Here is a 23,490-nt window from a genome sequence, read left to right on the forward strand (position 1 = left end):
GACCAAGCAAACCGCCGAAGCCTCTGTGATCGCCGAGACCCCTCGAACCGCCGAGACCCGCCCGCTGATCCGGCAGATCCATGAGGAGCCTGCCCCCGCGACCGCTGAGACCCCGCGAACCGCCGAAGTCCCCGCGACTGCTGAGGCCCCGCGAACCGCCGAAGCTTCCGCGACCGCCGAGACCAAGCAAACTGCCGAAGCCCCTGGGACCGTCGAAACCCCTCGAAGCGGGGACGCGGGCGCGGGAACGCCCTGGGTGATCTCCGCGCGGTCGGCTGAGGCGCTTCGGGCGCAGGCCGGACGGCTGCGCGACCGGGTCGTCGGCGAGCCGGCGGTTGGCGTCGCCGATGTGGCCCTCTCGCTGGTACGGACCCGGGCGAGCTTTGAGCATCGGGCGGTCGTCCTCGGGGAGCGTCGCCGGGAAGCGCTCGACGCGTTCGCCGGTGGGCGGCCTGATGAGTCGGTGGTGAGTGGTTCTGTCATCGCCGGTCGGCGGGCGTTCGTCTTTCCGGGGCAGGGGTCGCAGTGGGCGGGGATGGCCGCCGAGCTGCTCGATGGGTCGCCGGAGTTCGCCGGGCTGATCGGGTCGTGCGGCGCGGCGCTCGCATCGTTCGTCGACTACTCCGTCCTTGACGTCCTGCGTGGTGCGCCAGGCGCGCCCGGGTTGGACCGGGTCGATGTGGTGCAGCCGGCGCTGTGGGCTGTCATGGTGTCGCTCGCCGGGCTGTGGCGGGCGCGCGGGGTCGAACCCGACCTGGTCCTTGGGCATTCGCAGGGCGAGATCGCTGCGGCCACCGTCGCTGGGGCGCTGAGCCTGGCGGACGGGGCGCGGGTTGTGGCGCTGCGCAGCCGGGCCATCGCCGGGATCGCCGGACGCGGCGGCATGATGTCGATCGCCGCACCGCTCGACGTCGTCGAAGAGGCAGTCAGGCCGCTGGCGCCGCAGGTGGGCGTGGCCGCGTTCAACGGCCCGCGCTCAGCGGTCGTGTCCGGGCCGCGTGAGGCGCTCGCCGAGCTGGGGGAGCGGCTCGTCGCCGATGGGCACCGGGTCAAGCTGCTGCCGGTCGACTACGCGTCCCATTCGGCCGAGGTCGAGGGCATTCGGGATGAGGTCATCGCCGCGCTGGAGCCGATCCGGCCAGTCAGCGTTCCGATGCCGTTCGTCTCCACCCTCACCGGCGAGCCGCTGGACACAGCCGGGCTCGACGCCGAGTACTGGTACCGCAGCCTGCGGCAGCCGGTCCGGTTCGCGCAGGCCACCCGGCGGGCGCTCGACCTGGGCACCGGCTTGTTCATCGAATGCAGCCCGCATCCCGTGCTCGGCACCGGCGTCGCCGAGACGGCCGAGGCCGCGGAGCTGGACGTCGCGGTCGTCGGGACGCTGCGGCGCGGCGACGGCGGGCCAGAGCGTTTCACGCGGTCGCTGGCGGAGGCGTACACATGGGGGGCTCCCGTCGACTGGGCCGCCCAGCTCCCGGGCGCACGGCTGATCGACCTGCCGACCTATCCGTTCCAGCGCCGCCAGTACGACCCGGTCGCGGTCGCGCCCCGCTCAACGCGGATCCCGACGGCGAGCTCGGAGACCGGGGACGCGCCGACTGGTCTCTCGCGACGGGAGATCCGCGAGCTGGTTCTCGCCACCGCCGCCGGTGTGCTCGGGCATCAGGACGGTGCGGGCGTCGAGCCGTACCGGACATTCAAGGATCTTGGTTTTGACTCGGCGGCCGCGGAGGATCTGCGGGCCAGGTTGCGCGCCGCGATCGGGCTGCGGCTGCCCACCGGGCTGTTGTTCGATCACCCGACGCCGGACCGGCTCGCCGATCACCTGTATGCGCTGACCAGCGGCGGTGTGGCCGCGGCAGATCCGGTCGAGCCGACCCAGGTCGACGGCGACCCGATCGTGGTGGTCGCGATGGGTTGCCGCTACCCCGGCGGTGTCACGACGCCCGAGGAGCTGTGGCAGCTCGTCCGTACCGGCACCGACGCCATCGGGGAGTTCCCCGAGGATCGCGGCTGGGATCTCGACGCGCTGTCGGGCACCAGCGACACCCGTTATGGCGGGTTCCTCACCGGCGCGGATCGGTTCGACGCCGGATTTTTCGGGATCAGCCCCCGGGAAGCGGCCGCCATGGATCCCCAGCAGCGGCTGCTGATGGAGATCGCCTGGGAGACCGTCGAACGCGCCGGCCTGGATCCCGTCACGCTCAGCGGCACCCCCACCGGCGTGTTCGTCGGCGCGATGGCCTCCGACTACGGCCCGCGCCTGCACCAGCCCACCGGCGTCGCCGACGGCCACCTGCTGACCGGCACCGCGCTCAGCGTCGCGTCCGGCCGGATCGCGTACGCGCTGGGCTTGCGCGGCCCGGCGATCACGGTCGACACGGCGTGCTCGTCGTCGCTGGTCGCGATCGTGCTGGCCATGCAAGCGCTGCGGCGCGGCGAATGCTCGCTGGCGCTGGCCGGGGGCGCGACCGTGATGTCCAGCCCCGGACTGTTCGTCGAGTTCAGCCGCCAGAGCGGGCTCGCCGTGGACGGCCGCTGCAAGGCGTTCTCCGCGCGGGCGGACGGCACCGGCTGGGGCGAGGGAGCGGGCCTGCTCCTGCTCGAACGGCAGTCCGACGCGGTACGACACGGGCACCCGATCCTGGCCGTCCTCCGAGGCGGCGCGGTCAACCAGGACGGCGCGAGCAACGGCCTCACCGCCCCGAGCGGCCAAGCCCAGCAGGACGTCATCCGCCAGGCCCTCGCCGACGCCCGGGTCTCCGCCGCCCAGGTCGACGTGGTCGAGGCGCACGGCACCGGGACCCGCCTCGGCGACCCGATCGAAGCCGAATCGATCATCGCCGCGTACGGTACCGGCCGCGATTCCGAGCGGCCGGTCTGGCTCGGCTCCCTGAAATCCAACGTCGGCCACACCCAAGCTGCCGCGGGGGTCGGCGGCGTGATCAAAATGATCAAGTCTCTGGAGCACCGCAAACTCCCGCGAACCCTGCACGCCGACGAGCCCAGCGCTCAGGTCGACTGGTCCGCCGGTCAGGTTCGCCTCCTCACCGAACCCGTCGACCTCCCCGCCGACCGCCCGCTCCGCGCGGCCGTCTCCAGCTTCGGCATCAGCGGCACCAACGCCCACGTCATCCTGGAACGCCCGATCGCCACAAGCGGAGAGCAGCCGAACGGTTTCGGCACCAGCGGCACCAACGCCCACGTCATCCCGGAACGCCCGGTCGCCACAAGCGGAGAGCAGCCGAACGGATTCAGCATCAGCGGCACTAACGCCCCCGTCATCTTGGAACGCCCGGTCGCCACAGGCGGGGAGCAGCCGAGCGGTTCTGGCTCCGCGCTGGTCTGGGTGCTGTCGGCGAAGACCGAGGCCGCGCTCCGGGATCACGCTGTGCGGCTCGGTGCGTTCGCCGAGGGTGCGGCCGAGGAGGATCTCCCAGCCGCCGGGCGGATGTTGTCGCGGCGGGCGAACTTCGCGTGCCGGGCTGTCGTGGTCGCGCGGGATCGAGCGGAACTCCTCGACGGGCTGGCGGCCGTCGCCGCCGGGGCGCCGCACGGAGCCGTGGTGACGGGGGTCGCCGGTGGCGAGGTGCGGCCGGTGTTCGTCTTCCCCGGGCAAGGGTCGCAGTGGGCCGGGATGGCCGTCGAGCTCCTCGAATCCAGTGACGTGTTCCGGGAGCACCTGACCCGATGCGCGGACGCGCTCGCGCCGTACGTCGGCTGGTCGGTGGCGGACGTGCTGCGGGAAGCCGAAGGGGCGCCGAAGCTCGAAGGATCCGACGTCATCCAGCCGGTGCTGTTCGCGGTGATGGTGTCGCTGGCCGAGTTGTGGCGGTCGGTGGGGGTCGATCCCACGGCTGTGGTCGGGCATTCGCAGGGGGAGATCACCGCAGCGTGCGTCGCGGGGGCGCTGTCCCTGGCGGACGCGGTGAAGATCGTGGCGCTGCGGAGCAAGGCGCTGATGAAGCTGGGCGGCACCGGCGGGATGCTCGCCGTGTCGCTGCCGGCCGAGCGGATCGACCTGGCCCGCTGGGAGGGCAGGCTGTGGCCGGCCGTGTACAGCGGCCCGGCCGACACGGTCATCGCCGGTGATCTGGACGCGCTGGCCGAGTACGCGGCGGACTGCGGCGAGGGCGTGCGGACCCGGCCGGTCGCGATCGACTACGCCGCGCACACCCCGCACATCGAGGCGCTGCGCGACGAGCTGCTCGCCACGCTCGGCGACATCACGCCGCGCCCGACCGGGGTCGCGTTCTGCTCGGCCCGCGACGGCGCGTTCCTCGATCCCGCCGAGCTCACCGCCGACTACTGGTTCACCAGTCTCCGCACCCCGGTCCGCTTCCAGCAGGCCATCGAGGCGTTCGACGGCACTCCGGTCTTCATCGAGGCCAGCCCGCATCCCGTACTGACCGGGCATGTCCAGGACACCCTGGCGGCCGCGGGCAGGCCGGGCGGCGCCACCGGCACGCTCCGGCGCGATCAGGGCGGCCGGCCGCGGTTCCTGCTGGCCGCCGCCCACGCGTACGTGCTGGGCGCGGGCATCGACTGGGCCGCCGCGCTCGCCGATGGGCCGGGTCACCACGTCGACCTGCCCACGTATCCGTTCGAGCGCAGCCGCTACTGGCTCGACGGCGACGCCACGGCGGGGCATCCGCTGCTCGGTGAGGTCGTTCCGCTGGCCGGGGACGGCGGATTCCTGCTCAGGGGACGGCTGTCGCGCGGTGGCGCGCCCTGGCTGGGTGATCACATCGTCGACGGCGACGCGATCCTGCCGGGTACGGCATTCGTGGAGTTCGCGCTGGCAGCCGCGGCTGCGGCGGAGTGCGACGAGGTCGAGGATCTGACGCTCGAAGCGCCGCTGCCGCTGCGCGGCGCGTGGTCGGTCGACGTCCAGGTCGCCGTCGCGCACGCCGATGAACAAGGTCGTCGCGCGTTCACCGTGCACGCCCGCCCCGCCGGTGAGCTCCCGTGGACCCGGCACGCGGCCGGCACGCTCGCGATGTCGGCCCCCGTCGCCGCCGACCGGCTGGCCTGGCCGCCCGGCGCGCCCGTCGACATCGCCGACGCCTACCAGCGGCTGGCCGACCACGGCTACCAGTACGGCCCCGCCTTCCAGGGCCTGCGCGCCGCCTGGCGCTCCGGCACGGACACCTACGTGGAGGTCGCGCTGCCTGAGCCGCTGCGCGGGGACAGGTTCACGCTGCACCCGGCGCTGCTGGACGCGGCCCTCCACCTCCTCGTCCTGGACGCCGCCGACGAGGCGCGCGACCCCGGCACGCTGCTGCTGCCCTTCTCCTGGAGCGGGGTACGGGCGTCCGCCCAGGGCGCGGACTCCCTCCGGGTGCACCTGTCCGGCGACTCGCTGGCGATCTACGACGGCGCCGGATTCAAGATCGCCGAAGCCGACGCTCTCCACCTGCGCAGTGTGTCGCGCGGCGCGGCGCAGCAGGCCGCGGAGGCGTACGGGATCGACTGGATCGACCTGGCGATGCCGGACGCCGACCTGACCGATCAGCGCTGGGCCATCGTCGGGTACGACGGCTTCGCCGACGAGATCGGCGCGGCGCTGGCCAAGACCGGGGTGACCGCGCCGCGCTACTACGACCTCGCGTCCCTGGTGGAGACGTCCACCGGCGACGTGCCGGCCACCGTGCTGGTGCCGTGCCTGCCGGATGACGACGACCTCCCGTATGACGCGCACGACGGGATGTACCAGGCCCTCAACCTCATCCAGGCCTGGGTGGGCGACGAGCGGTTCGCCGGGTCGCGGCTGGTGTTCGTCACCCGGGCGGCGCGGAGTTCGCCGGCGGGCGGCGCGGTCTGGGGCCTGGTGCGCTCCGCGCAATCCGAGCATCCAGGGCGATTTGTCCTACTGGATGTGGAAGAAGGGTTCACCGCGTGGGGCGTGGCCGCAGCGGCGGTGGCGGCGGGCGAAACACAACTCGTGACGCGCGACGGCGCGGTCCTGGCCCCTCGCCTGGCTCGCCAGACCATCGCGAATCAGGACGAATCCGGTGCGGGTGCGGGCGTTGGTGCCGGGGCAGACCTGAGCGCGGGCACCGTGCTCGTCACTGGTGGCACCGGCGGGCTTGGCATGCTGGTCGCCCGGCGGCTGGTGGAGCGGCACGGCGTACAGGATCTGCTGCTGGTCTCCCGGAGCGGCCCCGACGCGCCCGGTGCGGCAGAACTGCGCGCGGACCTGGAAGCCCAGGGCGCGAGCGTGACCATCGCCGCCTGCGACGTGTCCGACCGCACCCGGCTGGCCGCCCTCCTCGCCGGTCATCCGGTCACCGCCGTCATCCACACCGCCGCCGTCCTGGACGACGTCACCGTCGAGGGCATGTCGGCCGAGCGCCTGGACACCGTGTTCGCGCCGAAGGCCGACGCCGCCTGGCACCTGCACGAACTCACCCCAGGCGCGACCACGTTCCTGATGTTCTCTTCTGTGGCGGGCGTGCTCGGCAACCCCGGCCAGGGCAACTACGCCGCCGCGAACGCCTTCCTGGACTCGCTCGCCGTACACCGCCACGCCATGAACCTTCCGGCGGTCTCCATCGCCTGGGGCCTCTGGGACACCGAATCGGGAATGTCCGGCACGCTGTCCGATACCGACACGGCCCGGCTGGCCCGCACCGGCATCGCCCCGATGAGCGCCGAGCAAGGTCTGGCGCTCTTCGACGCGGCCCTGACCACCCAGGCTCCCCTCCTGGTGGCCGCGACCTGGGATACCGCCGGGCTCCGCGCGCGGGCGGCGGCCGGCGAGCTGCCCCCGCCCCTGCGCGGCCTGGTCCGCACCCCACGCCGTACCACCGAGAAGGCCACTGCGAAAGCGACCGCGACGGCCGGCCTGGCCGAGCGTCTCGCCCACCTCGCCCCGGCCGACGCCCACGCCCACCTGCTCGACGTCGTCCGCTCGCACGTCGCCGCCGTCCTGGCGCACGGCAACGCGAGCAGCATCGGCGTCGATCGCGCCTTCAACGAACTCGGCTTCGACTCCCTCACCGGGGTCGAGCTGCGCAACCGGCTCAACGCCGACACGGGGCTGCGGCTCCCGGCCACGCTGGTGTTCGACCACCCCACCATCGCGACCCTCACCGACCACCTGTTCCGCGCCCTGGCGCCCGCCGCGCCCTCCGCCGAAGACACCCTGCGCGGCGCGCTGGAGCAGGTCGAATCCATGGTCGCCGCCGCCAACGGCGACGGGGACGCCCTTCGCGGCAAGCTCGTCGCGATTCTGCAGAGCGGTCTGGAAACCTTCGGGGCCGCCACGATCACCAGGTTCCGCGCGAGCCCGAGCGGCACCACGGACGCGGCGGAGAAACTCAGCTCCGCCTCGGACGAGGAGATCTTCGCCTTGCTCGACGACCGAACCAAGGCGTCACCCCTGAGGTCCTCACTGGAAAGGTCCGGTCATGGCGACTGAGGACAAACTGCGCGAATATCTCAAGCGCGCGATCGTCGAGTTGGCGGAGACCCGGCAGCGGCTCAGCGACAGCGACGACCGCCGGCACGAACCCATCGCGATCGTCGGCATGGCCTGCCGCTACCCGGGCGGGGTGACCAGCCCGGAAGAGCTGTGGGACCTGGTCGCCGCGGGCCGCGACGCCATCGGCGACATGCCCGCCGACCGGGGCTGGGACGTCGAGGGGATCTACGACCCCGACCCGGAGGCGATGGGCAAGTCGTACGCCCGGCACGGCGGTTTCCTGTACGACGCGGGCGATTTCGACGCGGCGTTCTTCGGGATGAGCCCGCGCAGCGCGCTGGCCACCGACCCGCAGCACCGGCTCGTGCTGGAGACGTCCTGGGAGGCCTTCGAGCGGGCCGGGATCGACCCGGCCACGCTGCGCGGCAGCGGCACCGGGGTCTACGTCGGGAACATGTACAGCGACTACTCCACCCGGTTCACCGACGGTGCGGTGCCCGAAGGGGTGGAGGGCACGCTGCTGGTGTCGAGCGCGCCGAGCGTGCTGCCGGGGCGGGTGTCGTACACGTTCGGGCTGGAAGGGCCGTCCATCTCGGTGGACACGGCCTGCTCGTCCTCGCTGGTCGCGCTGCACCTGGCCGTGCAGGCGCTGCGGCGCGGCGAGTGCGCGATGGCGCTCGCGGGAGGCGTCACCGTGATGGCCACCCCTGACTCGTTCGTCGAGTTCTCCCGGCAGCGCGCGCTGTCGCCGGACGGGCGGTGCAAGTCGTTCTCGGCCGACGCGGACGGCGTGGCCTGGGCCGAGGGCGTCGGCATCCTGCTGCTGGAGCGGCTGTCGGACGCGCGCCGCAACGGCCGCCGCGTGCTGGCCCTCATCCGCGGCTCGGCCGTCAACCAGGACGGCGCCAGCAACGGGCTCACCGCGCCGAACGGCCCCGCCCAGGAGCGGGTCGTCGAGCAGGCGCTCGCCGACTCCCGGCTGGACGCCCGCGACATCGACGCCGTCGAGGCGCACGGCACCGGCACCCGGCTCGGCGACCCGATCGAAGCGGGCGCGCTGTTCGCCACGTACGGGCAGGGCCGCCCCAAGGACCGCCCGCTCTGGCTGGGCTCGGTGAAGTCGAACATCGGCCACTCCCAGGCCGCCGCCGGGGTGGCCGGCGTGATCAAGATGGTGCAGGCGATGCGGCATGGCGTGCTGCCCCGCACGCTGCACGTGGACGACGCCACCGCCCAGGTGGACTGGCCGTCCGGCGGCGTCCGGCTGCTGACCGGCGCGCGCCGCTGGACCCGCGAGGGCCACCCGCGCCGGGCCGGTGTCTCCTCCTTCGGCATCGGCGGCACGAACGCGCACGTCATCCTCGAAGAGCCTCCCGAGCAGCCGGAACCGCCGACCCAGGCCCCTGCGGTCGCGGGCGCCCCGCACGCGTGGCTGCTCACCGCCCGCACCGCCGCGTCGCTGCGCGAGCAGGCGGCCCGGCTGCACCAGCTGGTCAGCGCCGACCCGACGCTGGCCCCCGCCGATGTCGCGCACGCCCTCGCCACCGAGCGGGCCAGGTTCGAGCACCGCGCCGTCGTAATCGGCCACGACCGGGAAACCCTGCTGGCGGGCCTGTCCGGGCCCGAGCAGATCACCGGTGTCGCGCCGGACCGGCCCCGGCTGGCGTTCCTGTTCACGGGGCAGGGCGGCCAGCGGGCCGGGATGGGCCGCGAGCTGGCGGCAGCCTCGCCGGTGTTCGCCGCCGCGCTGGAGGAGGTCTGCGCCGCCCTGGACCGCTACCTGGACCGGCCGCTCCGCCAGGTCATGTGGGCCGAGCCCGGCACTCCGGACGCGGCCCTGCTGAACAAGACCCGCTACACCCAGCCCGCCCTGTTCGCCTACGAGGTGGCCGCCTACCGGCTGCTCGAATCGCTGGGCGTCACTCCCGACTTCGTGGCCGGCCACTCGGTCGGCGAGTTCGCCGCCGCGCACGTGTCCGGCATCTGGTCGCTGGCCGACGCGGCCCGGCTGATCACCGCCAGGGGCCGGCTCATGCAGGCGCTGGACGTGCCCGGCGCGATGGTCGCCATCGAGGCGAGCGTCGAGGAGGTACGGCCCGGGCTGACCGGCCAGGTCGGCTTCGCGGCCGTCAACGGGCCCGCCTCCGTCGTGGTGTCCGGCGCCGAGGAGGCGACGCTCGCGGTCGGGGCGCGCTGGCGCGAGCTCGGCCGCCGCACCCGCAGGCTGCCGGTCAGCCACGCCTTCCACTCGCCGCTGATGGAGCCGATGCTCGCCGCGTTCGAGGCCGAACTGCGGACCGTCCTGTTCACCGAGCCGCAGATCCCGGCCGCCACCAACCTGGGTGGGGACGCCAGCTGGACGGAGCCGTCGTACTGGCTGGACCAGATCCGGCACGCGGTCCTGTTCCAGCCGATGATCGCCCGGCTGGAGGCGGATGGCGTCCGCGCCTTCCTGGAGGTCGGGCCCGACGCGGTGCTGGCCGGGATGGCGCACGACTGCGTCACTGGTCCGGAGGCGGTGATCGTCTCGCTGCACCGGCGGCAGCAGTCCGAGCCGGACTCGCTCGTCGCCTGCCTCGCGCGGGCGGCCGTCGCCGGCGTCCCGGTCGACTGGGCGGCGCTGTCCGGCGGCGGCGCGCACGTGGAGCTGCCCACCTACGCGTTCGACCGCGAGCGGTTCTGGCTGACCTCGCGGATCGACACCGGCGATGTCGCCGTGGCCGGGCTGCGCGGCGTCGGCCACCCCCTGCTGGGCGCGGCCGTCGACCTCGCCGACGACGGCACCACGATCCTCACCGGGCGGCTCACCACCGCGTCCGCGCCCTGGCTGAGCGAGCACGTGATGCTCGGCTCGGCCGTGCTGCCCGGCGCGGCGCTGGTCGACCTGGTGCTGGACGCGGGCGGCCGGCTCGGCTGCGACCGGGTCGAGGAGATCACGTTCGAGGCCCCGCTGGTGCTGCGCGGCGCGGTAGACGTGCAGGTCGTCATCCAGCACGCCGAAGGACCCCGCCCGGTCCGGGTTTACTCCCGGCCCGCAGGCGACGCGGAGGCCGCCTGGACCCGGCACGTCTCCGGCCTCGTGACCGCAGCCGAGACTCCCGCCGCGGACGCCGCCTGGGCAGGCGTTTGGCCGCCCGCCGACGCCATCCCGGTCGCCGTCGACGGCGGTTACGAGCGGCTGGCCGACCTCGGCTACGAGTACGGCCCCGCCTTCCAGGGCGTCCGCGCCCTCTGGCGGCAGGGCGACGACCTGCTCGCCGAGGTTGCCATCGACGACGACCTGGACGTCACCGGCTACGGCCTCCACCCCGCCCTCTTCGACGCGATGTTCCACCCCATGCTGCTGGCCGCCGTCGACACCGCCGGTGAACTCCGCCTCCCGTTCGAGTTCCGCGGGGTGCGGCTGCTCGCCGCCGGGGCCCGGCACCTGCGGGTACGGCTCACGCCCATCGGCGCCGACGGGTGCGCCATCCAGGCAGCCGACGGGTCGGGGGGACCGGTGTTCTCGATGGAATCGCTCCGGGTCCGCACGGTCCCGGTGGCCGCACTCGCCACGTCGACCGGCCCGGTGCCGCACGGGGTGGACTGGGTGGAGGTGCCCGCATCGGGCGGGGACGGTTCCGGGTTCGCGTTCCTGGACCCGATCCTCCTCCCGTCGCTGGACCCCGTCCCCGAGTTCGTGGTGGCCACCCTGACCGCCACCGCCGGGGATGTGCCCGCCGCCGTCCGCGAGCTGTCGAGCCAGGCGCTCGACCTGATCCAGACCTGGGTCACCGGCGACCGCTTCACCGGCTCCCGCCTGGTGTTCCGCATCCGCGCCGACGACCTGGCTGGCGCGGCCGTGCAAGGCCTGGTACGGACGGCGCAGTCCGAGCACCCCGGCAGGTTCGTCCTGCTGGACGCCGGGCCCGAGTTCACCTCCTGGGGTTCGGTCGCCGCCGCGGTGAGCGCGGGCGAATCGCAGCTCACCGCCCGCGACGGCGCGCTCCTGGCACCCCGGCTGGCCCGCCGCCCGATCGAGGCCCCGGCCGACCTGGGATCCGGCACGGTGCTGGTCACCGGCGGCACCGGCGGCCTCGGCAGCCTGGTCGCGCGGCGGCTGGTGGAGCGGCACGGCGTGCGGGATCTGCTGCTCGTCTCCAGGCGCGGCCTGGACGCGCCCGGCGCGGGCCAGCTCGTCTCCCACCTGGGCAGCTACGGCGCCCGGGTGATGGTCGCCGCATGCGACGTGGCCGACCGGGACGCGCTCGCCGCCGCGCTCGCGCTCATCCCGGCCGATCGGCCGCTCACCGCGGTCATCCACACGGCTGGCGTGCTCGACGACGCCACCGTCGAAGGCCTCACCCCCGCCCGGATGGACGCGGTCCTCGCGCCCAAGGCCGACGCCGCCTGGCACCTGCACGAGCTCACCCTCGACCTGCCGCTGTCGGCCTTCGTGCTGTTCTCCTCGCTGGCCGGCGTGCTCGGCAACCCGGGGCAGGGCAACTACGCCGCCGCGAACGTGTTCCTGGACGCGCTGGCCGCGCATCGCCGTACGGCGGGACTGCCCGGCGTGTCGGTCGCGTGGGGGCTCTGGGACACCGAATCGGGCATGTCCGGCACGCTGAGCGAGGCCGACACGGCCCGGCTGGCCCGCTCCGGCATCGCCCCGCTCACCGTCGAGCAGGGCCTGGACCTCCTGGACGCGGCGCTCGGCAGCCCGGAACCGCTCGTCGTCGCGGTCAGGTGGGACACCGCCGGGCTGCGGGCCAGGGCCGAGGCCGGCGACCTGCCGCCGATGGTGCGCGGCCTGGTCCGCGTCCCGCGCCGGGCCGCCGCCGGGGGACCAGCCGCCGGATCGACCGGCGGGCTCGGTGACCGGCTGGCCGGTATGGCCCAGCCTGACGCGCTGCGCCTGCTCACCGACACCGTCCGCGCCCACGTGGCCGCCGTCCTCGCGCACGGCAACGCCGCCAGCGTCGGCGTCGACCGGGCGTTCAACGAACTCGGCTTCGACTCGCTCACCGCCGTCGAGCTCCGCAACCGGCTCAACGCCGAGACCGGCCTGACGCTCCCGGCGACGCTGGTGTTCGACCACCCGACCGTGAACGCGCTGACCGACTACCTGTTCAAGAGCCTGGCGCCGGCCGCTCCCTCGCCCGAGGAGATGCTGCGCGGCGCGCTGGAACGGGTGGAATCGATGATCACGGCGGCCGCCGGGGACGCGATCAGGAACAAGGTCGTCGCGATCCTGCAGAGCGGCCTGAACCGCTTCACCGCCGCCGGGACCGCGGACGATCCGGACGACGTGGCGGACAAGATCGACTCGGCCTCCGATGAGGAGATCTTCGCGCTCATCGACAACGAGCGGTGACCCGTGGCTCTCGAAGGAAAGGCGGGACCGATGAGTACTGAGGACAGACTCCGCGACTACCTCAAGCGCGCGATGGTCGAGCTGGAGGACACCCGCGAGCACCTCGCGGAACTGGAGGAGCGCCGGCACGAACCCATCGCGATCGTCGGCATGGCTTGCCGCTATCCCGGCGGGGTGACCAGTCCCGAGGAGCTGTGGGACCTGGTGGCGGGCGGCGTGGACGCGATCGGCGAGTTCCCCGCTGACCGGGGGTGGGCCACTGACCTGTATGACCAGGATCCGGACGCTGTGGGCAAGTCGTACACCCGCCATGGCGGATTCCTGTACGACGCCGCCGACTTCGACGCGGCGTTCTTCGGGATGAGCCCGCGCAGCGCATTGGCCACCGACCCGCAGCACCGGCTCGTGCTGGAGTCGTCCTGGGAGGCGTTCGAGCGGGCCGGGATCGACCCGGACACGCTGCGCGGCAGCAGCACTGGGGTCTACGTCGGGAACATGTACGAGCACTACGCCAACCGCTTCCTCGGCGTGGTTCCCGGCTCGGTCGAAGGGACGCTGTTCACCTCCAGCGCGTCGAGTGTGCTGTCGGGGCGGGTGTCGTACACGTTCGGGCTGGAAGGGCCGTCCATCTCGGTGGACACGGCCTGCTCGTCCTCGCTGGTGGCGTTGCATCTCGCGGTGCAGGCGCTGCGGCGGGGGGAGTGCACGATGGCGCTCGCGGGAGGCGTCACCGTGATGGTCTCGCCGGAGCCGTTCATCGAGTTCTCCCGGCAGCGGGCGATCTCCGCCGACGGCCGCTGCAAGTCCTTCAGCTCGACCGCCGACGGCGCGGCCTGGGCCGAGGGCGTCGGCATGCTCGTGCTGGAACGCTTATCGGACGCGCGGCGAAACGCCCGGAAGATCCTTGCGGTGGTGCGCGGCTCTGCCGTCAATCAGGACGGCGCGAGCAACGGCATGACCGCGCCCAACGGCCCCGCCCAGGAGCGGGTCGTGCTGCAGGCGCTCGCCGACGCGCGGCTCGACACCCGCGATGTCGATGTCGTCGAGGCGCACGGCACCGGCACCCGGCTCGGCGACCCGATCGAGGCCCAGGCCCTGCTCGCTACCTACGGCCGGAGGCGATCCGCCGACCGGCCGCTCTGGCTCGGCTCGGTGAAGTCGAACATCGGGCACACCCAGGCCGCCGCCGGAGTGGCCGGCGTGATCAAGATGATCAAGGCGCTGGAGCACCGGACCCTGCCGGTGACCCTGCACGTGGCGGAGCCGACGCCGCATGTGGACTGGTCGTCGGGCGGGGTGCGGGTGCTCACCGAGACGGTCCGGCTGCCTGTCGGGCGTACGGTGCGGGCGGGCGTGTCGAGCTTCGGGATCAGCGGCACGAACGCGCACGTCATCCTGGAGGAAGCACCCGAGACCGAGACGGCGACCGAGGAGGCGACCGGCGATCGCCTCGTCTGGGTCCTCTCCGCGAAGTCCGCCGCCTCCCTGCGCGGCCAGGCCGCCCGGCTGAGCGCGTTCGCCGGGACCGCCCCCGAAGCCGACCTCCCCGCCGCCGGCCGCGTCCTGGCCCGCCGCTCCGGCTTCGCCCACCGCGCCGTCGTCATTGCCGCCGACCGTGCGGAATTGGTCGCCGGTCTGACCGCCCTCGCCGAAGGCGCCCAGCACCCCGCGGTCGCGACCGGGGTCGCCCCCGCCGACGTGCGGCCGGTGTTCGTCTTCCCCGGCCAGGGCTCCCAGTGGGCCGGCATGGCGGTCGACCTGCTCGACTCCAACGAGGCGTTCCGCGCGCAGATGCAGCGCTGCGAGAAAGCCCTGCGCCCGTACACCGGCTGGTCGGTCACCGGCGTGCTCCGCGCGGACGAGGGAGCGCCGGAGCTCGACGGGTCCCACGTCATCCAGCCGGTGCTGTTCGCGGTCATGGTCTCGCTGGCCGCGCTGTGGCGCTCGCTCGGCGTCGAGCCCGCGGCCGTGGTCGGCCACTCGCAGGGCGAGATCACCGCCGCCTGCGTGGCGGGCGCGCTCTCCCTCGAAGACGCCGCGAAGATCGTCGCGCTGCGCAGCGCGGCCCTGGTCAAGCTCAGCGGCACCGGCGGCATGCTCGCCGTGTCACTCCCCGCCGACCAGGTCCGCGAGCTGCTGGAGCCGTGGCGGGACCGGATCTGGATCGCGGTGCGCAGCAGCCCCGCCAGCTGCGTCCTGGCCGGTGACGTGGACGCGCTGGACGGGTTCACCGCCGCCCACGCCGACAGCGTCCAGATCCGCAGGATCGCGGTCGACTACGCCTCGCACACCCCGCACATCGAAGCGCTCCGCGCGGAACTGCTGACCGCCCTGGACGGGGTCGCCCCCCGCCCGACCGACATCGTGTTCAGCTCCGCGCACCGGGGCGAGTTCATCGACACGGCCGAGCTGACCACCGCCTACTGGTACGAGAGCCTCCGCAACCCGGTCCTGATCGAGCCGGCCGTCACCGCCTTCGCGGGCCCGGGCACGCCGCTGTTCATCGAGGTCAGCCCGCATCCGGTGCTCGGCCACGACCTGCGGGAGATCTGCGAGTCCGCCGGGATCGCGGCGGGCGTCGCCGCGACCCTGCGCCGGGACGCGGGCGACTGGCAGCGGTTCCTGACCGCGCTGGCCGGGGCGTACGTGCTCGGCGCCGAGGTCGACTGGACCGCGGCCGTCGACCCCGGGCCGGACCGGCACGTGGACCTGCCGACGTACGCGTTCGAGCGCCGCCGCTACTGGCTGGGCGATGCCGAGCGGGCCGGGATCGCGCCCGCCGGGATCGACGGCTCCGGCCACCCGCTGCTCACCGCCGTGGTGCCGATGGCCGACGGCGGGTTCGTGCTCGCCGGGGAGCTCGGCGCGGCGACCGCGCCCTGGCTGGCCGACCACGCCGTGGACGGCGGCGTGCTGCTGCCGGGCGCGGCCTTCGTCGAGCTGGCCCTCGAAAGCGGCGCGCTCGCGGGCTGCGACCACGTGGAAGAGCTGGTCATCGAGGCGCCGCTGTTCCTGCCCGAGAGCGGCGCCGTCCCCATCCAGGTGCTCGTCGGCTCGCCCGACGCCGACGGCCGCCGCCACACCGGGGTCTTCGCCCGCGCCGGGGGGACCTGGACGCGGCACGCCTCCGGGGTCGTCGCCGACGCACCGGCCGCGGCGGACCTGTGCGCCTGGGCGACCGCCTGGCCGCCCGCCGACGCCACACCTCTCCCTCTCGACGGCGGTTACGCGCGGCTGGCCGAGCTCGGCTACGAGTACGGCCCTGCCTTCCAGGGTGTGCGCGCCATGTGGACCCGGGGCGCCGAACTGCTTGCTGAGATCGCTGTGGACGACACCCTGGATGTGACCGGGTTCGGCATTCACCCGGCCGTACTGGACGCGGCTTTCCAGCCGATGGTGCTGGCCGCCGGGCCTGGCGGGCTGCGCCTGCCGTTCGCGTTCCGGGGCGTCAGCCTGCGCGCGTCGGGTGCGACCTTGCTGCGGGTCCGGTTGGTGCCTTCGGGGGACGACGCGACCGTCGAGGCGGCCGATGCCTCCGGGCGCTCGGTGTTCTCCATCGACAACCTGCGAGTGCGGACCGCCCCGGCGCGGACGCCCGCGCGGGGGGCTGTCGTGCACGGGGTGGATTGGGTGAAACCGGCCATAGCGGCCGGGGACGAGTCGGGATTTGTCTTCCTGGGAGCCGATCCGCTCGGCCCAGACGTGCTTAAGGGCTTTGTTGTCACCACCATCAGCGCCGAAAGCGATCTGCCGGCCGCGTTGCGCGAGGTGTCCGGCCGGGCGCTCGACCTGGTCCGGATGTGGGCCGACGACGAGCGGTTCGCCGACTCCCGCCTGGTGTTCGTGATCCGGCCGGGCGATCTGGCCGGCGCGGCGGTGCGCGGGTTGGTTCGCGCCGCGATGTCGGAGCATCCCGGCCGGTTCGTGCTGCTGGAGGCCGAGGAGGGGTTCGCCGACTGGGCGGCTGTGTCTGGCGCGGTCGCGGCGGGGGAGATCGAGTTGGTGGCCTCCGGCGGCACGCTGCTGGTCCCCCGGCTGGCCCGCAGGACCGCCGCACCGGCCTCTGAACTCACGGGACTCGCCGACGGCACCGTGCTCGTCACCGGCGGCACCGGCGGCCTCGGCAGGCTGGTCGCCCGGCGGCTGGTGGAGCGGCATGGCGTACGGGATCTGCTGCTCGTTTCCCGGCGCGGCCTGGACGCGCCCGGCGCGGGCGAGCTGGTCTGCCACCTGGGCGCGCTCGGCGCCCGGGTCACGGTCGCCGCGTGCGACGTCGCCGACCGGGACGCGCTGGCCGCCGCGCTCGCGCTGATCGCGGCCGACCGGCCGCTGACCGGCGTCGTGCACACCGCCGGCGTCCTGGACGACGCCACCGTCGAAGGCCTCACCCCCGCTCGGATGGACGCGGTCCTCGCGCCCAAAGCCGACGCCGCCTGGCACCTGCACGAGCTCACCCTCGACCTGCCCCTGGCGGCCTTCGTGCTGTTCTCCTCGCTGGCCGGGACGCTCGGCAACGCCGGGCAGTCCAACTACGCCGCCGCCAACGTGTTCCTGGACGCCCTCGCCGCGCACCGCAGCGCGGTCGGCCTGCCCGGCGTGTCGGTCGCGTGGGGGCTGTGGGACGCCGACTCCGGCATGACCGGCGCGCTCACCCCCGGCGACGTGGCCAGAATGGCCCGCTCCGGCGTCGCCCCGCTCACCGCCGAGGCCGGCCTGGACCTGTTCGACGCCGCGCTCGGCAGCGCGGAACCGCTGGTCGTCGCCACCAGCTGGGACACCGGCGGGCTCCGCGCCCGCGCCGAATTGGGCGACCTGCCGCCGATGCTGCGCGGCCTGGTCCGGCCCCCGCGCCGGCAGGCCGCATCCGGCGGACCCGCGCTCACGCCCTCCGGTGGCGACCTGCGGGGACGGCTGGCCGGGACGACCGAGGCCGAGGCCAGGCGGCTGCTCACCGACGGCGTCCGCGCCCACGTCGCCGCCGTCCTCGCGCACGGCAGCGCCACCGGGGTCGACGTGGACCGGGCGTTCAACGAACTCGGCTTCGACTCCCTGACCGCCGTCGAACTCCGCAACCGGCTCAACGCCGAGACCGGCCTGCGGCTCCCGGCGACGCTCGTCTTCGACCACCCGACCGTCACCGCGCTGAGCGACTACCTGTTCAAGAACCTCGCCCCCGCCGCGCCCTCGCCTGAGGAGACGCTGCGCGGTGCGCTGGAACGGGTCGAGGCCGAGCTCGGCGCCCTCAACGGCGAGGCGGACGCGGTCAGGAGCAAGCTCGTCGCCATCCTCCAGGCCGGCCTGACCAGGCTCGCGCCCGGGCCGAGCGGCGGAGGCGGGGTCGTGGAGAAGATCGGCGCCGCCTCCGACGAGGAGATCTTCGCGCTCATCGATAACGAACTCTGACCGCAGACCCACCACCCTCGCTACTGGAAAGGCTCGACAGATGGGGACCGAGGACAAGCTCCGCGCCTACCTCAAGCGGGTGACCGTCGAACTGACCCAGACGCGCCGACGTCTCGCCGAGGCCGAGGAACGGACCCGCGAGCCGATCGCGATCATCGGCATGGCCTGCCGCTACCCCGGCGGCGGCGAGACGGTCGAAGGGTACTGGGACCTGCTGTCGGAAGGCCGCAGCGCGGTCTCCGAGGTGCCGGCCTCGCGGTGGAACATCGACGACTACTACGACCCCGACCCGCGCACCCCGGGCGGCATGTACACCAGGCACGGCTCGTTCCTGCCGGAGATCACCGGCTGGGACGCCGAGTTCTTCGGCCTGTCCCCGCGCGAGGCGCTCCGCATGGACCCGCACCAGCGGCTCCTGCTCGAGCTGGCCTGGGAGGGCCTGGAGGACGCCGGCGCCTCCCCGACCCGGATGGCGGGCAGCCGAACCGCCGTGATCGTCGGCTTCATGGACACCCTCCAGTACGGCCGGCTCCAGCTCGAACGCCAGGGCCAGGACGCGCTGGCGGACCCGTACCTGGGCCAGGGGGCGTCCGCCAGCGTCGCCGCCGGGCGGATCGCCTACCACTTCAACCTGTCGGGCCCGACGCTCACGGTCGACACCGCCTGCTCCTCGTCGCTGATCGCGGTGCACCTGGCCGCCGAGAGCCTGCGGCGCGGCGAGTGCGACCTGGCCATCGCGGCGGGCGCGTCGCTGACCATCCACCCCAGCAACTTCATCCAGGCCTGCGCCGGTTCGATGCTCTGCGCCGACGGCAAGTGCAAGACGTTCGACGCCGCCGCCGACGGCTACGTGATGGGCGAGGGCGGCGGCCTGGTCGTGCTCGAACCCCTGTCCAAGGCGATCGCGAACGGCCGCCGCATCCGGGCCGTGCTGCGCGGCTCCGCCGTCAACCAGGACGGCCGCAGCAACGGGCTCACCGCCCCCAGCCGGAGCGCCCAGGTCGCCGTGATCACCAGCGCGCTGGCCGCCGCCGGGGTGTCGCCCGACGACATCGACCACGTCGAGGCGCACGGCTCCGGCACCCACCTCGGCGACGCGATCGAGCTCGCCGCGCTGCACGACGTGTTCGGCGGCCGGTCCGCCGAGCGTCCGCTGCGGGTCGGCGCGGTCAAGACCAACATCGGCCACACCCAGGCCGCCGCCGGAGTGGCCGGGCTGATCAAGTCGGTGCTGATCCTGGAGAACCGGCTCATCCCGAAGACCCTCAACCTGACCCAGCCGTCCGCCGCCGTGCCGGCGGACGGCTCGATCCGGCCGGCCGTCAGCGCGGTGCCGCTGGGGAGCACCCCGGGCCTGGTCGGGGTCAGCTCGTTCGGCCTGTCCGGCAGCAACGCCCACCTGGTGCTGGAATCCGCGCCGCCGCTCGAGGAGACTGCGGCCGTCGAAGGGCCGCAGGTGCTGCCGATCTCGGCCGCCACCGACGCGGCGTTCCGCGAGCACGCGGCCCGCCTCGCGTCCTGGCTCGAGGACCGTTCGGACGCCGACCTGGCCGATGTCGCGCATACGCTGCGGATCGGCCGCGCCGAGCACGACCACCGCCGCGTCCTGGTCTGCGCCGACGTGGCCGAGGCCGTCCGCAGGCTCCGGGGGGCCGCCTCGTCCGGGGCCGCCAACCGGGTCAAGGGGCGGCCGCGCGTCGCCTTCCTGCTGCCCGGCGTCGGCGACCAGTACGCGGGGCTGGGCCGGGAGCTCTACCAGGCCGAACCCGTCTACGCCGAAGCGGTCGACCGCTGCGTCGAACTCGTCGAGGGCGTCGACCTGCGCCCGCTGTTCTTCCCCGCCGAGCGGGCCGCCCCTTCAGGCGACCTGGCTGCGCTGCTCGGCCGCACCGAGGCCCCGGCCGAGATTGACCCGCTGGCGCACGCCGAGGTCGCCCACCCTTTCCTGTTCACCGTCGAGTACGCGCTGGCCCAGCTGCTCGCGCACCGCGGCGTCCGCCCCGACGCGCTGCTCGGCTACAGCCTCGGCGAGTACGTCGCCGCCACCCTGGCGGGGGTCTTCACCCTTGAGGACGCGCTGCGCATCGTCACCGAACGCGCCCGCCTGATCAGCGCCATCCCCGCTGGGAAGATGGTCGCGGTCGCGGCCGGGGAGGACCAGATCCGGGCCGTCAGCGCCGAGGTCGAAGTCGCCGCGCTCAACGGCCCGACCATGACCGTCCTCAGCGGGCGGCCCGAAGAGATCGACGCCGTCACCGCCAGGCTGGTCGCCGCGGGCATCGCCTGCCGCCCGCTGCGCTCCGCGCACGCCTTCCACTCCGCGCTGCTTGAACCCGCGCGGGAGAAGCTGGCCGCGCTGATCGACTCGGTGCCCCGGCAGGCTCCAGCCACCACGATCGTGTGCAACCTGACCGGGTTGCCGATGACTGCGGCTCAGGCCACCAGCAGCGCGTACTGGGCAGAGCAGCTCGTCAGCACGGTCAGGTTCGCGGACGCGGTGCGGCACTGCGTCGAGCAGGACATCGACGTGTTCGTCGAGCTCGGCGCGGGGCAGACGCTCGGCGGCCTGGTCCGGCAGAACCTCACCGGCGGATCCGGTGCCGCGGTCCTCGGCACCCTGTCGCCCTCCTGGGCGGGCGGGGCGCCGCGTGACGCCCAGGCCGACCTGCTGGACACTTGCTCCCGGCTGTGGGAGCTCGGCGCGAGCGTGACCTGGGAGCGCGTCCAGCCGGGCCCCGGCCGCATCCTCAGCCTGCCGGCGTACCCGTTCCAGCGGACCCGCTACTGGCCCGAGATCGGCGCCGGCAGCCAGCCGATGCCGTCTCGGCTGGCCGAACCGGCGGACCTCTGCTTCGCGCCCGCCTGGCAGCGGGACCCGGCGCGCGGCACCCCGCCCGCCGACTTGCGGCTGGACGGAACGCTGATCGTGTTCACCGACGCGGACGGCATCGGCACGGCTCTCGCCGACCGCGCCGCCGCCGCAGGCACGCGGGTACTGGAAGTGATCGCCGGGACCGCGCTGCGCCGCGACGGCCGCCGCCTGATCATCGACCCCCGCAACCCCGAGCACTACACCGAGGTATTCGCCGCCGCAAGCGGGGACGGACCAGTGCGGGTAGCCCACCTCTGGAGCCTACTCACCACCGCTGGCGCCCCCGGCCCTGGCGACGTCCGCAGCCACGTTTCCGGCCACGGCATCGTCCCCGGCAACGGCAGCGGCCATGGCAACGGCCACGTCCAAGGCCACGTCCAAGGCCACGGCAATGGCCACGTCCAAGGCCACGGCAATGGCCATGTCCAAAGCAACGGCAACGCCAACGGCAGCGGCCATGGCAACGGCCAAGGCCAAGGCCAAGGCCAAGGCCAAGGCAACGGCCAAGACCACGACAACGGCCATGTCCAAAGCAACGGCAACGGCTATGGCAACGGCCAAGGCCAAGGCCAAGGCCAAGGCAACGGCAACGGCCACGTCCAAGGCCAAGGCCACGGCAACGTCCATGGCCAGGTTCCCGCTCACGTTCCCGCCCACGTCCCCTCTCACGACCCCGGCCATGTCCCCTCTCAGGTCCCCGGACACGCCTCCGACGACGAGCTTCGTGCCGCCATCGGGCACGGATTCGACAGCCTGTTGCTCGCCGTCCAGGCGCTCGGCGAGCTGCCCGCCCAGCGGGGGGTGCGGCTGCTGACCGTGACCCGGGGGGCCACCGAGATCCTCGGTGGCGATGCGACGGCACCGCAGCGGGCCGTGACGCACGGTCTGGGGCGGGCGGTCCGGCATGAGTACCCGGGCCTGGATTGGACCGGCGTTGACCTCGATCCCGATTCGGAGGCCGACCGCCCATCGAGCACGCCAGATCTGCCAGGAGTAGTTCGCCCTCGACCGGGGACACCTGGCGACGCGGCCGGTCAGATCGGTTACGAGCTGCTGCTGGACGCCGACCGCGACGACGCCGCCTCTCCCTACGACCGGGTGTCCGGCTGGCGGCGCGGGCGGCGCTGGCTGCGCGGCTGGGGCGAGGTGCCCGCGGTTTCCGATTCGCCGGTGCCGCCGGTGCCGTGGCGGGCGGACGGCGCGTACCTGATCACTGGCGGTGCTCGCGGGCTCGGCATGGCGCTGGCGAAGCACCTGGTCCGCTCCGGTGTGCGCAAGCTCGCGTTGGTCGGCAGGACCGCGCTGTCTCGCGACGCCGGGGCCGATCCGGACAGCAAGGCCGGGCGCAGCCTGCGGGACGTCGCCGAGCTGGAGGCCGCCGGGGCCGAGGTGCTGCTGCTCACCGCCGACGCGGGTGTGCCCGCTGAGCTGCGGGCCGCGCTGGACGGCTGCCGCGAGCACTTCGGCATGCTCACCGGCGTCATTCACGCCGCTGGTCTCCCCGCCGGCGGGATGGCGCAGCGCAGGTCGCTCGAGGATGCGGGAGCCGTACTGGCGCCGAAGATCCTCGCGATGGGGCCGCTGGCCGAGCTGGTCGGCCCGGACACCCCCGCCGACCGGCGGCCCGAACTGCTCGTCCTGTACTCCTCCGCCGTCACCGCGTTCGGCGGCATCGGCGAAGGAGACTACTGCGCCGCCAACACCGTCCTGGACGCGTATGGCGAGGCCCTCGCCGCCTCGGCGCCCGCCACCCGGGTCGTGTCGATCGCCTGGGGACCCTGGCAGCACGACGACTGGCAGAGCGAAAGCCTCAAGTCCGCCACCGGCCTGGCCGCACGCGTGCGCGCCTACCGCGAGCGGTATGGATTCGCCGACGACGCCGGCTGCGCGCTTCTGGACCGGATCGTCGCTGGCGGGCACGGCAGCATCCTCGCGGTCCGGCAGCCGCTCAGCGACGTGCTGCGGGACTGGTCCGCGATGATCGACATCGACGCGCTGGTCGGCGCGACCACGGTCGTCTCGCTTGGCGAGCGCTTCCCGCGCCCCGAACTCCGTACCGACTACGCAGCGCCCAGGACCGAGTCGGAGCTCGCCATCGCCGACGTGTGGGGCGCCTACCTCGGCATCGACCGGGTCGGCATCCACGACCCGTTCTTCGACCTCGGCGGCAACTCCCTGGTCGGGATGGCCATGGTGCTCGCCATCGAGAAGGAGCTCGGCGTGCCGATCGCGCCCGCCGTGCTGTTCGAACACCCGACCGTGGCGGAGTTCGCCGCGGCGGTGGCCGGTGACGCCGCCGACGGCGCTCGCCAGGCCCTGGACACCAGCTCGGCACGGGGGTCGCGGCGCCGCCGCGCCCGCTCGGGGACGCGGAAGTGAGGACGCCCGAGATGAGGACGCCCGAAGAGAGAACGCCCGATGTGGGGGCGCTCGACG

Annotated in this window: 4 protein-coding genes; all 4 read left to right on the forward strand. The window is 73.8% G+C overall.

Going from position 1 to position 23,490, the window contains the following annotated elements; genetic code table 11:
- Nucleotides 1-25 precede the first annotated feature (25 nt).
- Genes Amac_RS26210 through Amac_RS26225 form a run of 4 tightly spaced genes read left to right on the forward strand, consistent with a single transcriptional unit; the run spans nt 26 to nt 23,433 of the window.
- Nucleotides 26-7,423 carry a type I polyketide synthase gene (locus tag Amac_RS26210; protein WP_155357064.1) on the forward strand — a complete coding sequence of 2,466 codons (7,398 nt, stop codon included), beginning with the start codon at nt 26-28 and terminating at the stop codon, nt 7,421-7,423.
- Nucleotides 7,413-12,779 (forward strand): type I polyketide synthase, encoded by a 5,367-nt coding sequence (locus tag Amac_RS26215; protein WP_155357065.1) that lies wholly within the window; start codon nt 7,413-7,415, stop codon nt 12,777-12,779. The genes Amac_RS26210 and Amac_RS26215 overlap by 11 nt, the downstream gene beginning before the upstream one ends.
- A 30-nt stretch (nt 12,780-12,809) precedes the next feature.
- Complete coding sequence (locus Amac_RS26220; RefSeq protein WP_155357066.1) at nt 12,810-18,182, forward strand: type I polyketide synthase; 5,373 nt, start codon at nt 12,810-12,812, stop codon at nt 18,180-18,182.
- Between the two features lie 40 nt (nt 18,183-18,222).
- Nucleotides 18,223-23,433, forward strand: coding sequence for a type I polyketide synthase (locus Amac_RS26225; protein ID WP_155357067.1), 5,211 nt, complete (start codon nt 18,223-18,225; stop codon nt 23,431-23,433).
- Nucleotides 23,434-23,490 lie beyond the last annotated feature (57 nt).

Source organism: Acrocarpospora macrocephala (assembly GCF_009687865.1).
Lineage (GTDB): Bacteria > Actinomycetota > Actinomycetes > Streptosporangiales > Streptosporangiaceae > Acrocarpospora > Acrocarpospora macrocephala.